Raw genomic sequence first — 18,404 nt, 5'->3', positions numbered from 1 at the left:
CCGCGTCATCCCCTTTCGAAGAAATTCAGTTCGACTTCGAATTGCTGAGCTGATCCGCCGTGATCTTGGCAGGCGCTGCCGTCGCAGGCGCTGCCGGCGGCGGTGCCTTGTTGTCCGAGGCGAGCGAGGCCTGGACGATCTTGGTCGGGTTCGCGGGCGGCTCGCCGCGCTGGATCGCGTCCACGTACTGCATGCCCGAGATCACGCGGCCGAACACCGTGTACTTGTGATCGAGCGAGAAGCGCGGATAGAGCACGATGAAGAACTGGCTGTTCGCGCTGTTCGGATCGTTGGTGCGCGCCATCGAGACCATGCCACGCAAGTGCGGCATCGAGTTGAACTCGGCTTGGAGGTCGGGAAGCTTCGAACCGCCCTGCCCGGTGCCCGTCGGATCGCCCGTCTGGGCCATGAAGCCGTCGATCACGCGGTGGAAGATGATGCCGTTGTAAAAGCCCTGCGCGGCCAGCGTCTTGATCCGCTCGACATGGTGCGGCGCCCACTTCGGCATGAGACGAATGGCAACGCGGCCGCCGTCCGACAGGTCAAGCAGCAGCACGTTTTCGGGATCGTGCGTCACGTCGGGATCGACGACGACGGAGAGCGGCGGCGCGGCAGGCTCAGCCGCCGTAGCCGGTGCAGGCGCTTCCTTCTTCTTGGCCATCGCAGGCGTGGCGACAAGCGCGAGGCCGATCATAGTCGCAGTAAGGTTCAGGCGAAACTTCATCGAATACTCACAAGGAAGCCGTTCAGGCGTGGGGCGATAGAGCCCCGGTGCTGACGTGACAATGAATGATTTTGTCGCAGATAGGCTCAGTAGTCGCCCTGAAGGCCTTTCGCGGCGATCCGGCTGACAACATCGTCACGCACCGCCGGGCTGACGAAGCGGGAGATGTCGCCGCCGAAGGTGGCGATTTCCTTGACCAGCTTGGAAGCGATCGGCTGAAGGCCGACATCGGCCATCAGGAAAATCGTCTCGATGCTAGGGTTTAGCTGCTGGTTCATGCCCGCCATCTGATATTCGTATTCGAAATCGGCGACAGCGCGCAGGCCCCGCACGATGACGTTGGCCCCCTGCTTCTGCGCAAACTTCATCAGCAGTGCGTTGAATCCGACGACGGTGACATTGTCGATGCCCAGGGCCGCAGCTTCACGCTCCACCATGGCCATGCGCTCTTCGGGCGTGAACAGCGGGTCCTTGGAAGGGTTGGTCGTCACCCCGATGATCAGCCGATCCACCAGCTTGGCGCCGCGCCGGATGATATCGGCATGGCCCAGCGTAATCGGATCGAAAGTGCCGGGATAGACCCCGATACGCTCTCCCAGACTCATCAATGATCCCTCTCGATGATGTAGCGCGCGACCGCGCGCAGCAGGTCGGCTTCCTTGCCGTGCTGCGAAAGGTGCCCGATGGCCTGTTCAACCAGCATGCGCGCCTGTTCGCGCGCGCGGTCCGGGCCAAGCAGGGACACGAACGTTTCCTTGCCGGCGGCCGCGTCCTTACCCACGGCCTTGCCGGCGACTTCGGCATTGCCCTCATGATCGATGAGGTCGTCCGCGATCTGGAAGGCAAGGCCGATGTCGCGCGCATAGCCGCGCAAGTGGGCGCGGCCTTCGGGCTGAACACGCCCGAGAATCGCGCCCATCTCCACCGCCGCACCCAGCAGGGCGCCGGTCTTGAGCTGCTGGAGGCGCGTGACGGTCTGCAGATCGAACTCGCTGGTCTCGGCCACGAGGTCCATCATCTGGCCGCCCGCCATGCCCTGTGCGCCGCTGGCATGGCCAAGCGCCTGCACCAGTTCGATGCGCGTGAAGGGATCGGCACTGACGGCCGGATCGCCCAGCACCTCGAACGCGAAGGACAGCAGCGAATCGCCCGCGAGTACGGCCGTCGCCTCGTCGAAAGCCTTGTGAACGGTCGGCTTGCCGTGACGCAGAGAATCGTCATCCATGCACGGCAGATCGTCGTGGATCAGCGAGTAGACATGGATCGATTCGATGGCGATGGCCGCACGGATCGCCGCCTCGCGAACGACGCCGTACATCTCGGCCACGGCTGTCAGCAGCAGCGGTCGCAGGCGCTTGCCGCCGCCGATCGCCGCATAGCGCATCGCCTCGATCAAGCGTGCGCGCGCGTCTTCGGGCACCGGCAACAGCGCGTCGAAGGCACGGTCGACCTCGTCGGCGATCTTCGCCAGCCCTTCGGCGAGCAGCGGATCGCTCACCCCGACCTCAGTCATGTGATCAGCGGTCCGCGTCGAACGGCTGGGTGCCGGTGGGCACCCCGTCCGGTCCGGCGACGATTCGCTCGATCCGGGCCTGCGCGGCATCGAGCCGCTTCTGGCAATGCTGGCGCAGACGCTCACCCTTCTCGTAAAGCGTGATGGAATCCTCAAGCGGCACATCGCCGCTCTCAAGCCTTCGCACGATGCCTTCGAGTTCGCGCAGTGCGTCTTCGAAGCTCAGGCTTTCGATGGTTTCTGTCTCATCTACCATGGTGCAGCAATGGCCTTGCCGCACCAGCCGGTCAAGGGAGCAATCCGCGCTTCCCCGGTTTCGTCGCGCCCATATGCCATGCGCCGCCGACGATCCGCACCGAAGCCGCTGCAAGAGCGCAATTCTCCGTCATTCCTGATAGATATAGTCCTTGAAGGTCGCCATCGTATCGGTCCAGAATTCCAGCGTATCGAGGAACAGTTCCTTGCTCATCCCGCCCTTGTCGAGATCGAGATCGTACTGGATCACGCAGTCCTTGTCGTCGTCCACCTGCGGCGTGACGAAGCGGTACTTCTGCGCGAAGGTGTTCATCGCCTCCAGACTGCAATGCGTCGCTTCGGTCCAGCCGGCATAGAACTGGACACTCGAACAATCGGCGCCATCGGTGCAGCCATAGAAGGTGATCGTGAAACGCGATCCCGACGATGCGCTCCGGATCAGCGGGTCTCCCACCGAATCCTTGGACAGCTCCGCACGGTAGCCCGCGTCCTGCAAGGCCGAGACGATAGTGGCCGGCGATTTTGCCGTCACCATCTGCGCCTGCGCGGAACCAGCCACCATCAGCCCCATGACAATGGCCAAAGCTGCAACGATTTTACGCATAAACCCCCTGAATTATTCGGACAATCGCAGCATGATCGTGTGGCACATCGGCCCGGGCCTCGAAAGCGAAAGTTCATCTCAGGGCGCGTGCCGTCTAGCGCACGGCGACGGACATGGCTAAGGCGCCTCGCATGACCGGAATCACCCCTGACGTCGTCGAGGCGCATGGCCTCAATCCCGCGGAATACGAGCGCGTCCTGCACGCCCTTGGCCGAGAGCCGAACCTAGTCGAACTCGGCATATTCTCGGTCATGTGGTCTGAGCACTGCTCGTACAAGTCGAGCCGCTTCCACCTGAAGAAGCTGCCGACCAAGGCCCCCTGGGTCATTTGCGGCCCCGGCGAGAACGCCGGCGTGATCGACATCGGCGATGGACAGGCCGCCATCTTCAAGATGGAAAGCCACAACCACCCCAGCTACATCGAGCCTTTCCAGGGCGCAGCCACCGGCGTCGGCGGCATTCTGCGCGACGTCTTCACCATGGGCGCCCGCCCGGTCGCCAACATGAATGCGCTGCGTTTCGGCCGCCCCGATCATCCGAAGATGAAGCATCTCGTTCAGGGCGTGGTCGAGGGCATCGGCTCCTACGGCAACTGCGTGGGCGTGCCCACCGTCGGCGGCGAGACCAACTTCCACAAGGCGTACGACGGCAACATCCTCGTCAACGCCATGACCGTGGGCGTCGCCGATACCGACAAGATCTTCTACTCGGCCGCAACCGGCCTGGGTAACCCGATCGTCTACGTCGGCTCCAAGACCGGCCGCGACGGCATCCACGGCGCCACCATGGCTTCGGCGGACTTCGACGAGCATTCGGACGAGAAGCGCCCGACCGTGCAGGTTGGCGATCCCTTCACCGAAAAGCTGCTGATCGAGGCCTGCCTCGAACTCATGGCCACCGACGCGATTGTCGCGATCCAGGACATGGGCGCGGCCGGCCTCACCTCCTCGTCGGTCGAAATGGCCAGCAAGGGCGGCGCCGGCATCCGTCTCGACATGAACAAGGTGCCTTGCCGCGAAGAGGCGATGACGCCTTACGAGATGATGCTCTCGGAGAGCCAGGAGCGCATGCTCATGGTACTTCAGCCCGGCAAGGAAGCCATGGCCGAGGCGATCTTCAAGAAGTGGGAACTCGATTTCGCCGTAATCGGCGAAGTGACCGACACCGGCCACATGGTTCTCGAATTCAATGGCGAAGTGGTCTGCGACATTCCGCTCGGCCCGCTCGCCGACGACGCGCCGGAATACGAGCGCCCCTACGTCACCCCTGAGGAATACAAGGCCTGGGCCAAGGTTCCGGCCATGGGCGACGTGGCGGAAAGCGCCGACGTGGGCGCGGACCTGCTCAAGCTGATGGGCACGGTCGATCTCGCCTCGCGCAAGTGGATCTGGGAACAGTACGACAGCCAGGTCGGCGGCGACACGATGCAGAAGTCCGGCGGCGACGCGGCCGTGGTGCGCATCCACAACACCGAAAAGGCGCTGGCGATCAGCACCGACTGCTCGCCCCGTTACTGCTACGCAGACCCCTACGAGGGCGGCAAGCAGGCCGTGGCCGAGACTTATCGCAACATCAGCGCAGTGGGCGGCCTTCCGCTCGCCATCACCAACTGCCTGAACTTCGCGAACCCGCAGCGCCCCGAGATCATGGCGCAGATCGTCGGCTGCCTGAACGGCATGGGCGATGCCTGCCGCGCGCTCGACTATCCGATCGTTTCGGGCAACGTCTCGCTCTACAACGAATCGAAGGCCACCGGCGGCGGCTCGGCGATCCTGCCGACCCCGGCTATCGGCGGCGTCGGCATCCTCGCCGATCATGAGAAGATGGCGACCGTGGCGTTCAAGAACGCCGGCGATGAAATCTTCGTTCTTGGCGGCAAGGGGACGCACCTTGGCCAGTCGATCTGGCTGCGCGAGATCGCAGGTCAGGAAGCCGGTGAAGCCCCGAAGGTCGACCTCAAGGCCGAAGCCGAGAACGGCGCCTCGATCCGTGAATGGATCGGCGCGGGCAAGGTTACCGCCGTTCACGACGTCAGCGACGGCGGCCTGCTCGTCGCGCTGGCCGAAATGGCGCTGGCCAGCGGCTTTGGCGTTGAACTCGACGGCGCGCTGACCACGGCCGAGGCATTCGGTGAAGACCAGTCGCGCTATGTCGTGACGGCTCCGGCTGGCACTACCCTGCCCGGCGCCGTGAAGATCGGCACGGTCGGCGGTACTACCGTTTCCGGCGTCGAAATCGCCGCCCTGAAGCAGGCCAACGAGGCCTTCTTCAAGGACTGGATGGAAGCCTGATTTCATAGCGGCGGGCTGCTGCGGTAGCCCGCTGATCAAGAATTATCGCTCAAGCCCGGCCTTACCGACTGCGTGTGAGGCCGGGCTTGAGGAACTTAGCGAATCCGCTCAGGGTTTGCAGGTCGCGCTGGCCGCCAAGATCTCCACCGACATCACCGAAAACGCGCTTGGCGAAATCCACCTTCCGATGGGCAGGACGAAAAGCCTGCGCATTCGGCAAGCAAACTTGCGACACCAGAGCACCGAGTCCTCAAAAAGATCCGTCATCCCCGCGAAGGCGGGGATCCCGCTAAACTTGTTGCGTGGCGTAAGAAAGCGGGGCCCCCGCCTTCGCGGGGGCGACGAGGGATAGATGCCTAAAAAGATAACCCAACAACGGTGGCTAGTAGCCAGCCTCAGCCGCCCGTCGAAGACGCCAACACATTAACCGTCAGCGCCAAAATCCCGAGATTAAATGCAAACGCGAAGAGCCCGTGGAATGTGGACACGCGCCGCATGCTCGAATCGGTGATCTCGATATCCGCAGTCTGGCAGGTCATGCCGATCACGAAGGCGAAGTTCACGAAATCCGAGAAGTCCGGCACACAGTCGCCCGGAAAATCGAGCCCCCGGCTATCTCCGCCATCGCGCGAGGAATAGAACAGCCGCGCATAGTGGAAGGCGTAGATGAGGTTGGCGAAGGTCCAGCAGGACAGCAGCGTCACCACCAGCAGCGCAATCTCGCCGGTTTTCAGACTCTTGTTGTCGAGAACTAGGGTGCCTAGCGCGGCAAGGATCACCGAAGTGACCACCCCCGTCAGCACGAGCAGCATGATCTGCCCGGCATCGTCGCGCTTGGCCTGCTGGCGCATGACCGTGGCATTGCCATTGCACCACAGCGGCACGCAGGACAGCGTGAAAGCGATCACCCCAAGGTCGAAGGCCGTGACAACGGCCTCCACCGCAGGCGCTACGGACAGCAATGGCAGCACGGAAAGCGCCATCACCGCGAGAAACAGCAGGTAGCGCGGGTGCGACAGCCGGCTCAGGATCGGATCTCGTTCACCGGCCATCGCTTGTCCCCTCTCAGACCCGAACCCATTCCTGCTCGTCGATGCCGAGCAGGCGCAGCACACTGGTCAGGTCGCCCCGGTCGATCCAGCCGTTGGCTGCCGCGCGCGCCTTGGGCTTGGCGCGGTAGGCAATGCCATACGTCGCCGCTTCCAGCATCGGAATGTCGTTGGCGCCGTCGCCAGTGGCAAGCGTGGTGACATCGCCGCCCAGCGCCGCCAATTCGGCCAGCAGGGTCGCCTTCTTCACCGAGCTGTCGACGATCGGACCGGCAAGGCCGCCGGTCAGCTTGCCGTCCGCAACCTCAAGCCGGTTGCCGACCACATGCTCGAAGCCCAGCGAGGCAGCGACCGGATCCGCGAAGTGATGGAAACCGCCGGTCACCAAAACGGTGCGGCAGCCCAGCTTCTTGAGCGTCTCAACCAAAGTGCGCGCACCCGCGACCGGCCGGATGCGGGTGGCAAGGCATTCGTCGATCGCACCGACAGCGAGACCCTTGAGCAGCCCCACGCGCTCACGCAGCGCCTGTTCGAAATCGAGTTCGCCCTGCATGGCCCGCTCGGTGATCTCGGCGATGCGGTCCTTGATACCCGCGAAATCGCCCAGTTCGTCAATGCACTCCTGCCCGATCATGGTCGAATCCATGTCCGAGATGAACAGGCCGGGCACGATCGGCTCATGATCGCAGACAAGCCCGTCGGTCGGCGCGAAGTGATCGTCCAGCGCCTTGCGGAGCGTGGCCGCATTGTCGTCCGGCGAGGCGATCTGCATGGTCTGTTCGCAGAAATCGAGCATGGCGGCGGAAGCGAGGCGCACGCCCCCTTCCTGCATTTCGGCACGGGCGGCATCGATTCTTGCCGAGAGGTGGTCCGGTTCTGCTATCAGCCGCGCAATGAGCACTGCGAATTCCCTTGAAGCTACGTATGAAAATTCCACTGGCGGCGATCCGTCCGGACACAAGCCACCGCTCGCGCTCATCGCAGGGCCGACCGCGAGCGGCAAGAGCGATTGTGCCGTTGCCCTTGCGCAGGAGCTGGAGCGGCGCAGCCGCCGCGCGGTCGTGGTCAATGCCGACAGCTCGCAGGTCTATGCCGATCTGGCGGTCCTGAGCGCCCGCCCCCTGCCCGAGGAAATGGGCGGGATCGAGCACCGCCTGTTCGGCGCGTGGGACGGCGCGACAAGCTGCTCCGCTGCCGACTGGGCCCGTACCGCGCGCGAGACGATTTCCGCCATCCATGCCGAGGGCGCCGTGCCGATCCTGGTCGGCGGCACCGGCCTCTATATCCGCACCCTGCTCGACGGCATCGCCCCGGTGCCCCAGATAGACCCCGCCGTGCGCGAGGCGGTGCGCGCCCTGCCCGTCTCCGAAGCCTATGCCGCGCTTCAGGCCGAGGACCCCGAACGCGCCGCCCGGCTCGCCCCGGCCGACTCGGCACGCATTGCCCGCGCGCTTGAAGTGGTCCGCTCCACCGGCAAGCCGATCGCCCATTGGCAGACCATGACCTCCGGCGGGATCGGCCATGCCGTCTCGCTGTTCCCCGCCGTACTCTTGCCCGAGCGTCAGGCGCTCTACCGCCGCTGTGACTTGCGCTTCGACCGCATGATCGAACGCGGCGCGCTGGGCGAGGTCGAGGCGCTGCTTGCCCGCAAGCTCGATCCGGACCTTCCGGTCATGCGCGCCATCGGCGTTCCCGAACTTGCCGGAGTCGTTCGCGGGGACTGGGGACTCGCGGAAGCCGCCGCGCGCGGCGCGCAGGCCACCCGCAATTACGCGAAACGCCAGTTCACTTGGCTCCGGCACCAGCCTCCGCAAGATTGGACAAGGATCGCGTACGATAATTTCGAGCAAAAAACACTTGAAGATAGATTGTTTCAGGTTATGGGGTTGACGTAACATTTTCGTCCCCCTAGAGCCCGCTTCAAGTCCTGCCGTGGAAGTGAAGCAGGAGGAGAGGGAGACCCGGCACGGCGTCCGTCGTGTCGGGTCGGTTTCATTATAGTGCGTCAACAGGCGCGCTATGGTTGTTTCAGGCGGCAAGATTCGTATCGAGCCGCAATATTCGAAGACGACCCTACCCCCGGGGCCCGTCCAAGAGTCAAAAAGGAATGTATTGTGACTGAAGAGCGCAGCGGCGCGAACATCCTGGTCGAAAGCCTGGTCAAGCAGGGAGTCGAATTCGTATTCGGTTATCCCGGCGGCGCCGTGCTACCGATCTACGATGCTCTATTCGGCGACGAGCGACTTCGGCACATTCTTGTGCGTCACGAAGCCGGTGCGGCTCACGCTGCCGAAGGCTATGCCCGTTCGACCGGCAAGCCCGGCGTCGTGCTGGTCACTTCCGGCCCGGGCGCGACCAATGCGGTCACCGGCATTGCCGATGCCTTCATGGATTCGATTCCGCTGGTCGTCATCACCGGGCAGGTTCCGACCGGCCTGATCGGCTCGGACGCCTTCCAGGAAGCCGATACCGTCGGCATCTCGCGCCACTGCACCAAGCACAATTACCTCGTGAAGGATCCGGCGGACCTTGCCGCGATCATCGACGAGGCGTTCGAGATCGCCACCACCGGCCGCCCCGGCCCGGTGCTGATCGACATTCCCAAGGACGTCCAGATCGCGATGGCGCCCTGGCACGAAGCGCCGGTCCAGCGCCGCAAGCGCTACGACCCGCGCACCATGGGCACGGCCGACGAGATCGCACAGGCCGTCGAGATGATTGCCAAGGCCAAGACTCCGGTGTTCTACACCGGCGGCGGCGTCATCAATTCGGGCCCGCGCGCCACGGAGCTGCTGCGCGAGCTGCAGGAAAAGACCGGCGCGCCGGTCACCTCCACGCTGATGGGCCTTGGTGCCTTCCCCGCCGACCATCCGGACTGGCTGGGCATGCTGGGCATGCACGGGACCTATGAGGCCAACCTGGCGATGAACCAGGCCGACCTGATCATCTGCGTCGGCGCCCGCTTCGACGACCGCGTGACCGGCCGCCTCGACGCCTTCGCGCCGAATTCGAAGAAGATCCACATCGATATCGACCGCGCCTCGATCAACAAGACCGTGCGCGTCGATCTGCCGGTCATCGGCGACTGCGCGAACGTGCTGGCCCAGATCCTCGAAGGCTGGGGCAACCGCGCGCCGCAGGATCTCGCGCCGTGGAAGGCCCGTATCGAGGACTGGCGCGAAAAGAAGAGCCTCTCCTTCCCGGAGAACCGCAACGCGATCATGCCGCAGCTGGCGATCCAGCGCCTGTTCGAACTGAGCAAGGACAAGGACCCGATCATCTCGACCGAGGTGGGCCAGCACCAGATGTGGGCGGCGCAGCACTTCCACTTCTTCGGTCCGAACAAGTGGCTGACCTCGGGTGGTCTCGGCACGATGGGTTACGGCCTGCCCGCCGCGATCGGCGCGCAGCTCGGCAATCCGGACAGTCTTGTCATCGATATCGCGGGCGATGCCTCGATCCAGATGAACATCCAGGAACTCGGCACCGCCACGCAGTACCGCCTGCCGGTGAAGATCTTCATCCTCAACAACGAGTGGATGGGCATGGTTCGCCAGTGGCAGGAACTCACGTACGAGAGCCGCTACTCGCAGTCCTATTCGGACAGCCTGCCGGACTTCGTGAAGCTGGCCGAGGCCTATGGCTGGAAGGGCATCCGCATCGAGAACGAAGCCGATCTCGACGCCGGTATCCAGGCGATGATCGACTATGACGGCCCCGTCATCGTCGACTGCCTGGTGGCCAAGGAATCGAACTGCTTCCCGATGATCCCCTCGGGCGCATCGCATGTCGAGATGATCCTCTACGGCGACACTGTCGCCGGCACGATGGACGATGCCGCCAAGGCGCTGGTCTGAGACCGCACGAGATCCGAGAGTACTTATGATGCACATCCAGCACGAAGCCGAGGAACGGCACGTCCTGACCGTTACGGTCGACAACGAGGCGGGCATTCTTGCGAAGATCGCGGGCCTGTTCACCGCGCGCGGCTACAACATCGACAGCCTGACCGTGGCGGACATCACCGAAAACCACGCGCTCAGCCGCATCACCATCGTCACCCACGGCCCGCCGAGCCAGATCGACCAGATCCGCGCCCAGCTTGAACGGCTGGTGCCGGTGCACAAGGTGATCGACCTTACCGAAGTGGGTCCTTACGTGCAGCGCGAACTGGCGCTCGTGAAGGTGACCGGCGTCGGTGAAAAGCGCGTCGAGGCGCTGCGCATTGCCGGCGTATTCCGCGCCCGCCCGGTGGACACCACCACCGGCAGCTTCATCTTCGAACTGACCGGCGCGCCGGACAAGATCGACAGCTTCGTGGCGCTGATGCGCGAACTGGGCCTTGTCGAAGTGGGCCGCACCGGCATCGTCGCGATGATCCGCGGCGCCGAAGAGGCCTGACGCAAAGCCATTTTCCCGGCCCCGCGGCCGGAACCTGAAATCCCCGCGCCCCCGCGCGCAGACAACATCCGGCCCCGCCACCGGGCCCTCGAAAGGGTAGTACAATGAAGGTCTATTACGACGCCGACTGCGACATCAACCTGATCACGGACAAGAAGGTCGCGATCCTCGGTTACGGCAGCCAGGGCCATGCCCATGCCCAGAACCTGCGCGATTCGGGCGTCAAGAACGTGGCCATCGCGCTCCGCGAAGGTTCGGCCTCGGCCAAGAAGGCCGAAGGCGCCGGCTTCAAGGTGCTTTCGAACAAGGACGCCGCCGCATGGGCCGACGTGCTCATGATCCTCGCGCCCGACGAGCACCAGGCCGCGATCTACGCCGCCGACATCCATGAGAACCTGAAGCCCGGCGCGGCGCTCGCCTTCGCCCACGGCCTCAACGTCCACTTCGGCCTGATCGAACCCCGCGCCGACATCGACGTGATCATGATCGCGCCGAAGGGCCCGGGTCACACCGTGCGCGGCGAATACACCAAGGGCGGCGGCGTGCCCTGCCTCGTCGCGATCCATCAGGACGTGACCGGCAACGCGCAGGACGTGGCTCTGGCCTACGCTTCGGGCGTCGGCGGCGGCCGTTCGGGTATCATCGAAACCAACTTCCGCGAGGAATGCGAAACCGACCTGTTCGGTGAGCAGGCCGTGCTTTGCGGCGGCGCAACCGCGCTGGTCCAGGCTGGTTTCGAAACGCTGGTGGAAGCCGGCTACGCGCCGGAAATGGCCTACTTCGAATGCCTCCACGAGCTGAAGCTGATCGTCGACCTGATGTATGAAGGCGGCATCGCCAACATGCGCTACTCGATCTCGAACACCGCCGAATACGGCGACATCAAGACCGGTCCGCGCATCATCACCGATGAGACCAAGAAGGAAATGAAGCGCGTTCTGGAAGACATCCAGTCGGGCCGTTTCGTGAAGGACTTCGTGCTCGACAACCGCGCCGGCCAGCCCGAACTGAAGGCCTCGCGCAAGGCCGCCCAGCGTCACCCGATCGAAGAGACCGGTTCGAAGCTGCGCGCGATGATGCCGTGGATCGGTGCCAACGCGCTGGTGGACAAGGAAAAGAACTGATCGGAATTTAATCCGGTTAAGCAATTCCCCGTTTGACGGTGAAGCGAAGGCGGCGCAGAAATGCGCCGCCTTTTCCTTTGTCCCGACGGGAGTTGCCGACGCGTCTTTCCTATTTTGCGGTTCCGCTCGCCCTTGCCGCTGCCCTCGCGGCCCCCGTCATCGCGCAGCCCGGCCCCGGCGGTCCCGGCGGCCGGATGGAGACGCTTCACGGTGCAGGCACCCCGGCCGATGTGAAGGCCGGCACTTACGCGGTCGAACCCGCGCATACGCAAGTCACCTTCAGCGTCGCCCATTTGGGTATTTCCCCCTTCGCCGGCACGTTCTCGGGCGCCAGCGGCTCGATGACGATCGATCCCAAGAACCTTGGCGCCACCAAGCTGAGCGTCACCATCCCCATCTCATCGGTGCAGACGACGAGCGCCAAGCTCTCGCAGGAACTGGTCAGCGCCGACTGGTTCGACGCCGCCCGCTTCCCCACAGCGACCTTCGTCGCCACCTCGGTCACCCCACGCGGGCCTGACAACGCCGCGATCGACGGCACGCTCACGCTCCACGGCGTCAGCAAGCCGATCACGATCATGGCGCACTTCTTCGGCGCCGCGCAGAACCCGATGAGCAAGAAGGAATCGATCGGTTTCCTCGCCCGCGCCATGATCAAGCGTTCGGACTTCGGCATCACCAAGTACGTGCCGATGGTGTCCGACGAGACGGTGCTGGTCATCAACGCCGCGTTCGAGAAGCAGTAACCCCGCGCGAGGTGCGGGCTGTCATCGACTGTTCAAGCATTTTCGTGCATCCTCCTCTCCGGTAAAATCGCGAAGGGAGAATGGCATGATCCGCAGATCGACCACGATGACCGCCCTCACCGCTGGCCTTCTGGCCCTTTCCGCCTGCTCCGGCACGGGTGCCGGCACCGGCAAGGAGAAAGTCGCCGAAGCCGCGCCTCCGCCCGCGCCGCCGCCTTCGATGGAGCCCGATTGCGGCGCCGACAAGCTCGGGTCCTATGTCGGCCAGCCCGCCAGCGACGAAGTGATCGCCGCCATCGCCGCAACCCGGGGCGACAAGCCGATGCGCGTGATCAAGCCCGGCATGGGCGTCACCATGGACTACATGCCGGAACGTCTGAACGTCCAGGTTGGGGAAGACGGCAAGATCAAGGGCTTCAACTGCACCTGACCCCTTGATCGGTCCCGCGCGCACCGCCACGGTGGTTCCTCAATGACGAGGACCGGCGAATGAACGACGTGGACGATATCGAGCGCGAGGACGGCGTCGCCCGGGTCGAGGCCTTTTCCGACGGCGTCCTCGCCATCATCATCACCATCATGGTGCTCGAACTGAAGGCCCCCACGGCCGAGGGACTGGCAGCATTCTGGCCGCTCTGGCCGGTGTTCCTCGCCTATGCGCTCAGTTATGCCTATGTCGCGATCTACTGGGTGAACCACCACCGCCTGTTCAGCCATGCCCGCGTCATCACCAGCGGCCTCGTCTGGGCCAACATGCTGCTGCTCTTCACGCTCTCGCTGATCCCCATCTCCACCGCCTACCTCGGCGAGCATCATTTCAGCCGTGAAGCGACGGTGATCTACCTCGTGACGATGTTCGTCCCGGCCCTCGCCTACGTAACGCTGCAAGGCCGCGTCGCCGCCACCGGTGCGCGCAACAGGGCAAGCCGGGTCTATCACCGCGCCTCGCGCCGCAAGGGCCTTGCCGCCTCGGCGGTCTATGCACTCGGCATTCCGCTGAGCTTCATCACGCCCTGGCTCGGCGTCGCCTGCGCGGCACTGGTGGCCGTGTTCTGGATGCTGCCATGGAGCCGTCTGGACCGACTCTTCCTCGCCTGCGAGGACTGACCGGACCGAGATTATCGCCGGGCAAGTTTCTTGCGCGAGGCAATGCTGCGCCTGCAAGACTTTATGCCTTTTCGCTTTACAAGCGGCCGGTCAATGCTCATAGGCACCGATATGACCCTTCGTCTTGGCCTTATTCTGCGACTTACACGCCCTTGGGCGTGAGATGACGCGTCGGTCCTGCGGCGCGCTCGGCGCTCAAGGGGACCCTGCCAGAACAGGCCGAAATTTCGGCCTTATCCGACGAAGACGAAAATCCGAGCGAGATTACCCATGACCATGTTGACAGACCCCTCGGTCAAGTACCGCCCCTTCCCGCAGATCGACCTGCCGAACCGCCAGTGGCCTTCGCAGGTCATCACCAAGGCGCCGCGCTGGCTTTCGACCGACTTGCGCGACGGCAATCAGGCGCTGATCGATCCCATGGGCGCGGAGAAGAAGAACCGCTTCTTCGATCTGCTGGTCAAAGTGGGCATCAAGGAAATCGAGGTCGGTTTCCCGAGCGCCGGCGCCACCGAGTTCGATTTCATTCGCGGTTTGGTCGAGAACGACCGCATTCCCGAAGACGTGCTGGTGCAGGTGCTGACCCAGTCGCGCGAAGACCTGATCACCCGCTCGTTCGAGAGCCTGGAAGGCGTGCCCGCCGCGATCGTCCACCTCTACAACGCCGTCTCGCCGCTGTGGCGCACGGTGGTCTTCGGCATGGAACCGCACGAAATCCGCGGCATTGCCGAGAACGGTGCGAAGATCCTGCGCGATCAGGCCGCCAAGTATCCGCAGACCAAGTGGCACTTCGAATATTCGCCGGAGACGTTCTCCACCGCCGAACTCGATTTCTCGATCGAGTGCTGCGAAGCCGTGATGAACATCCTCCAGCCGACGCCGGAAAACCCGATCATCCTCAACCTGCCGGCCACGGTCGAGGCGGCAACGCCCAACGTCTATGCCGACCAGATCGAGTACTTCTGCCGCAACCTGCCGAACCGCGAATCGGCAGTGATCTCGCTGCACACCCATAACGATCGCGGCACCGGCGTCGCGGCGGCCGAGCTGGGCCTGATGGCCGGCGCCGACCGCGTCGAAGGCTGCCTGTTCGGCAATGGCGAGCGCACCGGCAACTGCTGCCTCGTGACCGTGGCGCTGAACATGTACACGCAGGGCGTCAATCCCGAGCTGGACTTCTCGGACATCGACGAAGTGATCCAGACCGTCGAGTACTGCAACCAGCTCAAGGTTGCCGAGCGCCATCCCTATGGCGGCGAACTGGTCTTCACCGCCTTCTCGGGCAGCCATCAGGACGCCATCAAGAAGGGCTTCGCGGCGCAGGAAAAGCGCAACGACCAGATTTGGGCAGTGCCCTACCTGCCCATCGATCCGGCCGATCTGGGCCGCGATTACGAGGCGGTGATCCGCGTCAACTCGCAGTCCGGCAAGGGCGGTTTCGCCTGGGTGATCGAGCAGGATCAGGGCCTCAAGCTGCCCAAGCGCATGCAGGCCCACTTCTCGAAGCACGTGCAGGAACTGGCCGACGAACTGGGCCGCGAACTGCAGGCCGCTGACATCTGGGAAGTCTTCCGCAAGGCCTACCGCCTCGACGATCCGCAGCACTTCGCGCTGATCGACTGGGAAGAAGCCAAGGCGGCCGACGGCACCCGCGTCTTCGCGGGCAAGATCGGTGTCGACGGCAAGGAACAGACCGTTTCGGGTCGCGGCAATGGCCTGATCTCGTCGGTCACGGCAACGCTGGCCGAAAGCTTCGGCGTCACCCTCGACGTGCGCGACTATGCCGAGCACTCGATGGGCAAGAGCACCGACGCGCGCGCCGCCGCCTACGTCGAATGCGTGACGCCGGATGGCCGCACGATCTGGGGCGTCGGCATCGACGAGGACGTGGCCACGGCCTCGGTCCGCGCCGTGCTCAGCGCCGCCAACGCCGCGCGTCCCTGACTTTTTGCGACAGGGGGCCTCGTGCCCCCTGCGCTTCCCTCGAGTGGCGCTCAGGCTTCCAGCGCGCTCACCATCACCCGATAACCGTCCGGATCGCGCAAGGCGAATTCCAGCGTGCCCGTGGCCGGGTTGTGATGCGGCTCTTCGTCGAGTTCCGGCGCGAGCGAACGCGCGCGCTCCAGCGCCTGTTCGAAATCGTCGACCCGGAAGAACAGCAACAGACCGTTGCCCGGTGACGGTTCTGGCCCGATCAGCGAGGGATGCTCATGATCGCCCCATCGGTGGAGGCACAGCAGCACGGTGCCGTCCGGGTCCACGATCTGGCCGAACCAGTCATGGGCGGGCGATGCTTCCGGCAGGCCCAGCAAGTGCCGGTACCAGCCGAAACTGCTGACGACGTCCGCGACGCCAATGATCGTCCACAACCGCTTCATCACACACTCCCGCGCGCCCGGCGTTAATTCAATCCATACCAGAGCCCGTACAGAAACGCGGCATGCGCTACGTGTTCATCGCCGCCGCCCTTGCCCTGACCACCGTGCCTTTGCAGGCCGGGCCGGGAGATATTCCGCTGGTGGCAATCGGACTGCCCTTTGCGCCGGAGTCGCCAAGGCCCGTGGCACCGACGCATCCGCTATACCACAGCATCGAGATCGGTGAGATCGAGGGCCTTCCCTCGACGGTCGGCAGTTCGGCGCTCAACTTCATAGCCGCTGCCAAGCGCTCCAGCATCAACGCCGGGCTGCGCGAAAGCTTCGAGCGCATGAACATGCTGGCCCCGAAGGATAGCAAGGCGCGCGGACGGCTCATCGTTAGCTGGGGCGGGAGCCATACGCCGTTTCGGATCGCCACCTCCAACGCAGCCACGGCGACGCTGCATTATCGACTGGTGCGGATCGACAACGGCCACATCCTGTTCGAGCGTGACATCACCACGTCGATGAAAGGCTCGGGCAATGGAGATGCCGGCATGCGCGACAATGGAATCGTCCGCGCGGCCATCGCATCGAACTTCGCCTCCGCCGCCTACTGCCTTGACCATACCGCGCTCGGCAAGCCGCCCGCGGACTGCGCGCTGGTTCCGCAGTTTTCAGTTACCGTCACCCGCGTCTACAACCGCTGACCGGCCCGCCCGCACAAACGAAAAGGGCGGCCCGAGGACCGCCCTTTTCTTGAATTCTGCCCAATAGCGATCAGTCGCCGGTCAGGATGCGGTCGACGAGTTCCTTCACGGTCGGCGTGAAGCCGTTCGAGTAGAACGGATCCTGCTTGAACTTGTAGGCGGCGTGGCCTGCAAACATCAGGTTTTCGTCGATCGGACCGCCATGGGCGATGTCCTGCAAGGTCTTCTGGATGCAGAAGCTGCGCGGATCGGCGAGGCGACCGGTGGTGTAGTCGTCGTGGTCCTTCCACGACGAGAAGCCGCAGTGCGACAGGCAGCCCATGCAATCGGCCTGATCCTGGCGGATCACGTCGCGTTCGGCGGGGTTCACGAAGATGATCGTGTCGTCCGGCGTGCGCAGGCCGTCGGTGAAGCCCTGTGCCGACCAGGCACGCGCGCGGTCGAGATCGCGCGGCGTGACCCAGAAGTTCTTGCCCTTCACGCCGACGTCGAGCCGCACGGTGTGCTCGCCCGCTTCGACCTTCGAGTAGGGAATCTGACGCTCCGAGCGCGCTTCGAGGTTGCGCAGGAACGGATTGCGGACAGCCGAGGAATAGAACCCGGTCGGCGAGAAGCGGTGGAGCAGCACGTCGCCCGGTTCGAGCGTGCGCAGATGGTCCTTCCACTGCTGCGGAATCGGGCTTTCCTGCGTCAGCAGCGGGCGCGTGCCGTACTGGAAGGCGATCGTGCCGAGTTCGGGATTGTCGATCCACTCGTTCCAGTCCCGCAGGAACCAGACGCCGCCGGCCATGACGATCGGCACGGCATCAGAGATACCCTCGGCGCGCATGGTTTCGCGCAGCGCCTTGACGCGGGGATAGGGATCCTCCGGCTTGAGCGGGTCTTCGGCGTTCGACAGGCCGTTGTGACCACCGGCCAGCCAGGGATCTTCATAGACCACCGCCGCCATCAGGTCGGAAACCTTGTGGTAGGCACGCTTCCACAGGGCGCGGAATGCGCGGGCGGAGCTGACGATCGGCAGGTAGTTCACATTGAAGCGAGCCGCGATCTCGGACAGCTTGTAAGGCATGCCCGCGCCGCAGGTCACGCCGGTGACCATGCCCTTGGTCTTCTCCAGCACGCCTTCCAGAACGGCTTGCGCGCCGCCCATTTCCCACAGCACGTTGATGTTGATCGCGCCGTTGCCGTTCGAGATCTCGTACGCGCGCTGCACCTGTTCGACAGCGCCGTCGATGGCGTAGTCGATCAGTTCCTGATGGCGTTCCTTGCGGGTGAGCGCACGGTAGATCTGGGGAACGATCTTGCCCTCGGCATCATAGCTGTCCGCATTGACCGCGCTGACGGTGCCGATGCCGCCGGCCGCCGCCCAGGCGCCCGAGCTCATGTGATTGGTCGCGGCAACGCCCTTGCCGCCCTCAACGAGCGGCCAGACTTCGCGTCCACCATAAACAATCGGCTTGAGACCCTTGAAACCCATCTTCTCTTTCAACTTTCCCCCGGCGCGGCGGGTCGATCAGACCTGC

The 18,404-nt window shown here is 64.2% G+C and carries 19 protein-coding genes; 10 read left to right on the top strand and 9 right to left on the bottom strand.

Going from position 1 to position 18,404, the window contains the following annotated elements; translation table 11 throughout:
• Window positions 1–25: 25 nt before the first annotated feature.
• The 5 genes from EDF56_RS03170 to EDF56_RS03150 all read right to left on the bottom strand — a co-directional run bounded on the left by EDF56_RS03170 (window position 26) and on the right by EDF56_RS03150 (window position 3,096).
• A complete protein-coding gene (locus EDF56_RS03170) occupies window positions 26–724 on the bottom strand; it encodes a peptidylprolyl isomerase (protein ID WP_132385260.1) in 699 nt (232 codons plus the stop codon).
• Between the two features lie 86 nt (window positions 725–810).
• A complete protein-coding gene (coaD, locus tag EDF56_RS03165) occupies window positions 811–1,329 on the bottom strand; it encodes a pantetheine-phosphate adenylyltransferase (RefSeq protein ID WP_207904606.1) in 519 nt (172 codons plus the stop codon).
• The gene (locus tag EDF56_RS03160) at window positions 1,329–2,237 is read right to left on the bottom strand and encodes a polyprenyl synthetase family protein (protein ID WP_132385259.1); all 909 of its coding nucleotides are present in this window, start codon (window positions 2,235–2,237) and stop codon (window positions 1,329–1,331) included. Before EDF56_RS03160 ends, coaD begins: the two co-directional genes overlap by 1 nt.
• A 4-nt stretch (window positions 2,238–2,241) precedes the next feature.
• Window positions 2,242–2,493 (bottom strand): exodeoxyribonuclease VII small subunit, encoded by a 252-nt coding sequence (locus EDF56_RS03155; RefSeq protein WP_132385258.1) that lies wholly within the window; start codon window positions 2,491–2,493, stop codon window positions 2,242–2,244.
• A gap of 129 nt (window positions 2,494–2,622) precedes the next feature.
• A complete protein-coding gene (locus EDF56_RS03150; protein ID WP_132385257.1) occupies window positions 2,623–3,096 on the bottom strand; it encodes a YbjN domain-containing protein in 474 nt (157 codons plus the stop codon).
• Between the two features lie 131 nt (window positions 3,097–3,227).
• On the opposite strand from EDF56_RS03150, the gene purL reads away from it, so the two are divergent.
• Complete coding sequence (purL, locus tag EDF56_RS03145; protein WP_132385256.1) at window positions 3,228–5,387, top strand: phosphoribosylformylglycinamidine synthase subunit PurL; 2,160 nt, start codon at window positions 3,228–3,230, stop codon at window positions 5,385–5,387.
• Between the two features lie 395 nt (window positions 5,388–5,782).
• On the opposite strand, the gene EDF56_RS03140 is transcribed toward purL, so the two are convergent.
• Both EDF56_RS03140 and serB read right to left on the bottom strand, forming a co-directional pair.
• On the bottom strand, window positions 5,783–6,439 hold the full coding sequence (locus EDF56_RS03140; RefSeq protein ID WP_243652358.1) for a DUF1345 domain-containing protein: 657 nt from the start codon (window positions 6,437–6,439) through the stop codon (window positions 5,783–5,785).
• A 13-nt stretch (window positions 6,440–6,452) separates the two neighbouring features.
• On the bottom strand, window positions 6,453–7,337 hold the full coding sequence (serB, locus tag EDF56_RS03135; RefSeq protein ID WP_132385255.1) for a phosphoserine phosphatase SerB: 885 nt from the start codon (window positions 7,335–7,337) through the stop codon (window positions 6,453–6,455).
• On the opposite strand from serB, the gene miaA reads away from it, so the two are divergent.
• From miaA to leuA, 8 genes are all read left to right on the top strand, one after another.
• A complete protein-coding gene (gene miaA / locus EDF56_RS03130; protein WP_132385254.1) occupies window positions 7,330–8,331 on the top strand; it encodes a tRNA (adenosine(37)-N6)-dimethylallyltransferase MiaA in 1,002 nt (333 codons plus the stop codon). The genes serB and miaA overlap by 8 nt on opposite strands.
• A gap of 219 nt (window positions 8,332–8,550) precedes the next feature.
• Complete coding sequence (ilvB, locus tag EDF56_RS03125; RefSeq protein WP_132385253.1) at window positions 8,551–10,293, top strand: biosynthetic-type acetolactate synthase large subunit; 1,743 nt, start codon at window positions 8,551–8,553, stop codon at window positions 10,291–10,293.
• Window positions 10,294–10,318: 25 nt separating this feature from the next.
• Window positions 10,319–10,837, top strand: a complete 519-nt coding sequence (ilvN, locus tag EDF56_RS03120; protein ID WP_132385252.1) for an acetolactate synthase small subunit — start codon at window positions 10,319–10,321, stop codon at window positions 10,835–10,837.
• A gap of 104 nt (window positions 10,838–10,941) precedes the next feature.
• Window positions 10,942–11,961 carry a ketol-acid reductoisomerase gene (ilvC, locus tag EDF56_RS03115; protein ID WP_132385251.1) on the top strand — a complete coding sequence of 340 codons (1,020 nt, stop codon included), beginning with the start codon at window positions 10,942–10,944 and terminating at the stop codon, window positions 11,959–11,961.
• Between the two features lie 92 nt (window positions 11,962–12,053).
• Window positions 12,054–12,707: a YceI family protein gene (locus EDF56_RS03110; RefSeq protein ID WP_243652357.1), complete on the top strand. Its 654-nt coding sequence runs from the start codon at window positions 12,054–12,056 to the stop codon at window positions 12,705–12,707.
• Between the two features lie 85 nt (window positions 12,708–12,792).
• Window positions 12,793–13,137 (top strand): I78 family peptidase inhibitor, encoded by a 345-nt coding sequence (locus EDF56_RS03105; RefSeq protein ID WP_243652356.1) that lies wholly within the window; start codon window positions 12,793–12,795, stop codon window positions 13,135–13,137.
• A 59-nt stretch (window positions 13,138–13,196) separates the two neighbouring features.
• Entirely contained in the window at window positions 13,197–13,814 is a 618-nt protein-coding gene (locus EDF56_RS03100) for a TMEM175 family protein (RefSeq protein ID WP_132385250.1), read from the top strand.
• Between the two features lie 270 nt (window positions 13,815–14,084).
• Window positions 14,085–15,758, top strand: a complete 1,674-nt coding sequence (gene leuA / locus EDF56_RS03095; protein ID WP_132385249.1) for a 2-isopropylmalate synthase — start codon at window positions 14,085–14,087, stop codon at window positions 15,756–15,758.
• 50 nt (window positions 15,759–15,808) lie between these two features.
• Here leuA and EDF56_RS03090 read toward each other — a convergent pair whose 3' ends face one another.
• The gene (locus EDF56_RS03090; protein WP_132385248.1) at window positions 15,809–16,192 is read right to left on the bottom strand and encodes a VOC family protein; all 384 of its coding nucleotides are present in this window, start codon (window positions 16,190–16,192) and stop codon (window positions 15,809–15,811) included.
• A 62-nt stretch (window positions 16,193–16,254) separates the two neighbouring features.
• Here EDF56_RS03090 and EDF56_RS03085 point away from each other — a divergent pair, with 62 nt between their 5' ends.
• Window positions 16,255–16,881, top strand: coding sequence for a hypothetical protein (locus EDF56_RS03085; protein WP_132385247.1), 627 nt, complete (start codon window positions 16,255–16,257; stop codon window positions 16,879–16,881).
• A 70-nt stretch (window positions 16,882–16,951) separates the two neighbouring features.
• Here the strand turns inward: EDF56_RS03085 and EDF56_RS03080 are convergent, their stop codons facing one another.
• Window positions 16,952–18,358, bottom strand: a complete 1,407-nt coding sequence (locus EDF56_RS03080; protein ID WP_132385246.1) for a nitronate monooxygenase — start codon at window positions 18,356–18,358, stop codon at window positions 16,952–16,954.
• Window positions 18,359–18,404: the final 46 nt, after the last annotated feature.

Origin of the sequence: Novosphingobium sp. PhB165 (genome assembly GCF_004341845.1) — a bacterium.
Taxonomy (GTDB): Bacteria; Pseudomonadota; Alphaproteobacteria; order Sphingomonadales; family Sphingomonadaceae; genus Novosphingobium.
Note: the sequence above shows the minus strand (reverse complement) of the source record. Positions and strands in the feature narration are given on the sequence as shown.

Coding starts and splice junctions, on each gene's coding strand:
- ilvC (WP_132385251.1), top strand. CDS start 10,942: ATGAAGGTCTATTACGACGCCGACTGCGACATCAACCTGATCACGGAC.
- EDF56_RS03160 (WP_132385259.1), bottom strand. CDS start 2,237: ATGACTGAGGTCGGGGTGAGCGATCCGCTGCTCGCCGAAGGGCTGGCG.
- EDF56_RS03100 (WP_132385250.1), top strand. CDS start 13,197: ATGAACGACGTGGACGATATCGAGCGCGAGGACGGCGTCGCCCGGGTC.
- coaD (WP_207904606.1), bottom strand. CDS start 1,329: ATGAGTCTGGGAGAGCGTATCGGGGTCTATCCCGGCACTTTCGATCCG.
- EDF56_RS03170 (WP_132385260.1), bottom strand. CDS start 724: ATGAAGTTTCGCCTGAACCTTACTGCGACTATGATCGGCCTCGCGCTT.
- EDF56_RS03090 (WP_132385248.1), bottom strand. CDS start 16,192: ATGAAGCGGTTGTGGACGATCATTGGCGTCGCGGACGTCGTCAGCAGT.
- EDF56_RS03085 (WP_132385247.1), top strand. CDS start 16,255: ATGCGCTACGTGTTCATCGCCGCCGCCCTTGCCCTGACCACCGTGCCT.
- miaA (WP_132385254.1), top strand. CDS start 7,330: ATGAGCACTGCGAATTCCCTTGAAGCTACGTATGAAAATTCCACTGGC.
- EDF56_RS03155 (WP_132385258.1), bottom strand. CDS start 2,493: ATGGTAGATGAGACAGAAACCATCGAAAGCCTGAGCTTCGAAGACGCA.
- ilvN (WP_132385252.1), top strand. CDS start 10,319: ATGATGCACATCCAGCACGAAGCCGAGGAACGGCACGTCCTGACCGTT.
- EDF56_RS03140 (WP_243652358.1), bottom strand. CDS start 6,439: ATGGCCGGTGAACGAGATCCGATCCTGAGCCGGCTGTCGCACCCGCGC.
- EDF56_RS03105 (WP_243652356.1), top strand. CDS start 12,793: ATGATCCGCAGATCGACCACGATGACCGCCCTCACCGCTGGCCTTCTG.
- EDF56_RS03150 (WP_132385257.1), bottom strand. CDS start 3,096: ATGCGTAAAATCGTTGCAGCTTTGGCCATTGTCATGGGGCTGATGGTG.
- leuA (WP_132385249.1), top strand. CDS start 14,085: ATGACCATGTTGACAGACCCCTCGGTCAAGTACCGCCCCTTCCCGCAG.
- purL (WP_132385256.1), top strand. CDS start 3,228: ATGACCGGAATCACCCCTGACGTCGTCGAGGCGCATGGCCTCAATCCC.
- EDF56_RS03080 (WP_132385246.1), bottom strand. CDS start 18,358: ATGGGTTTCAAGGGTCTCAAGCCGATTGTTTATGGTGGACGCGAAGTC.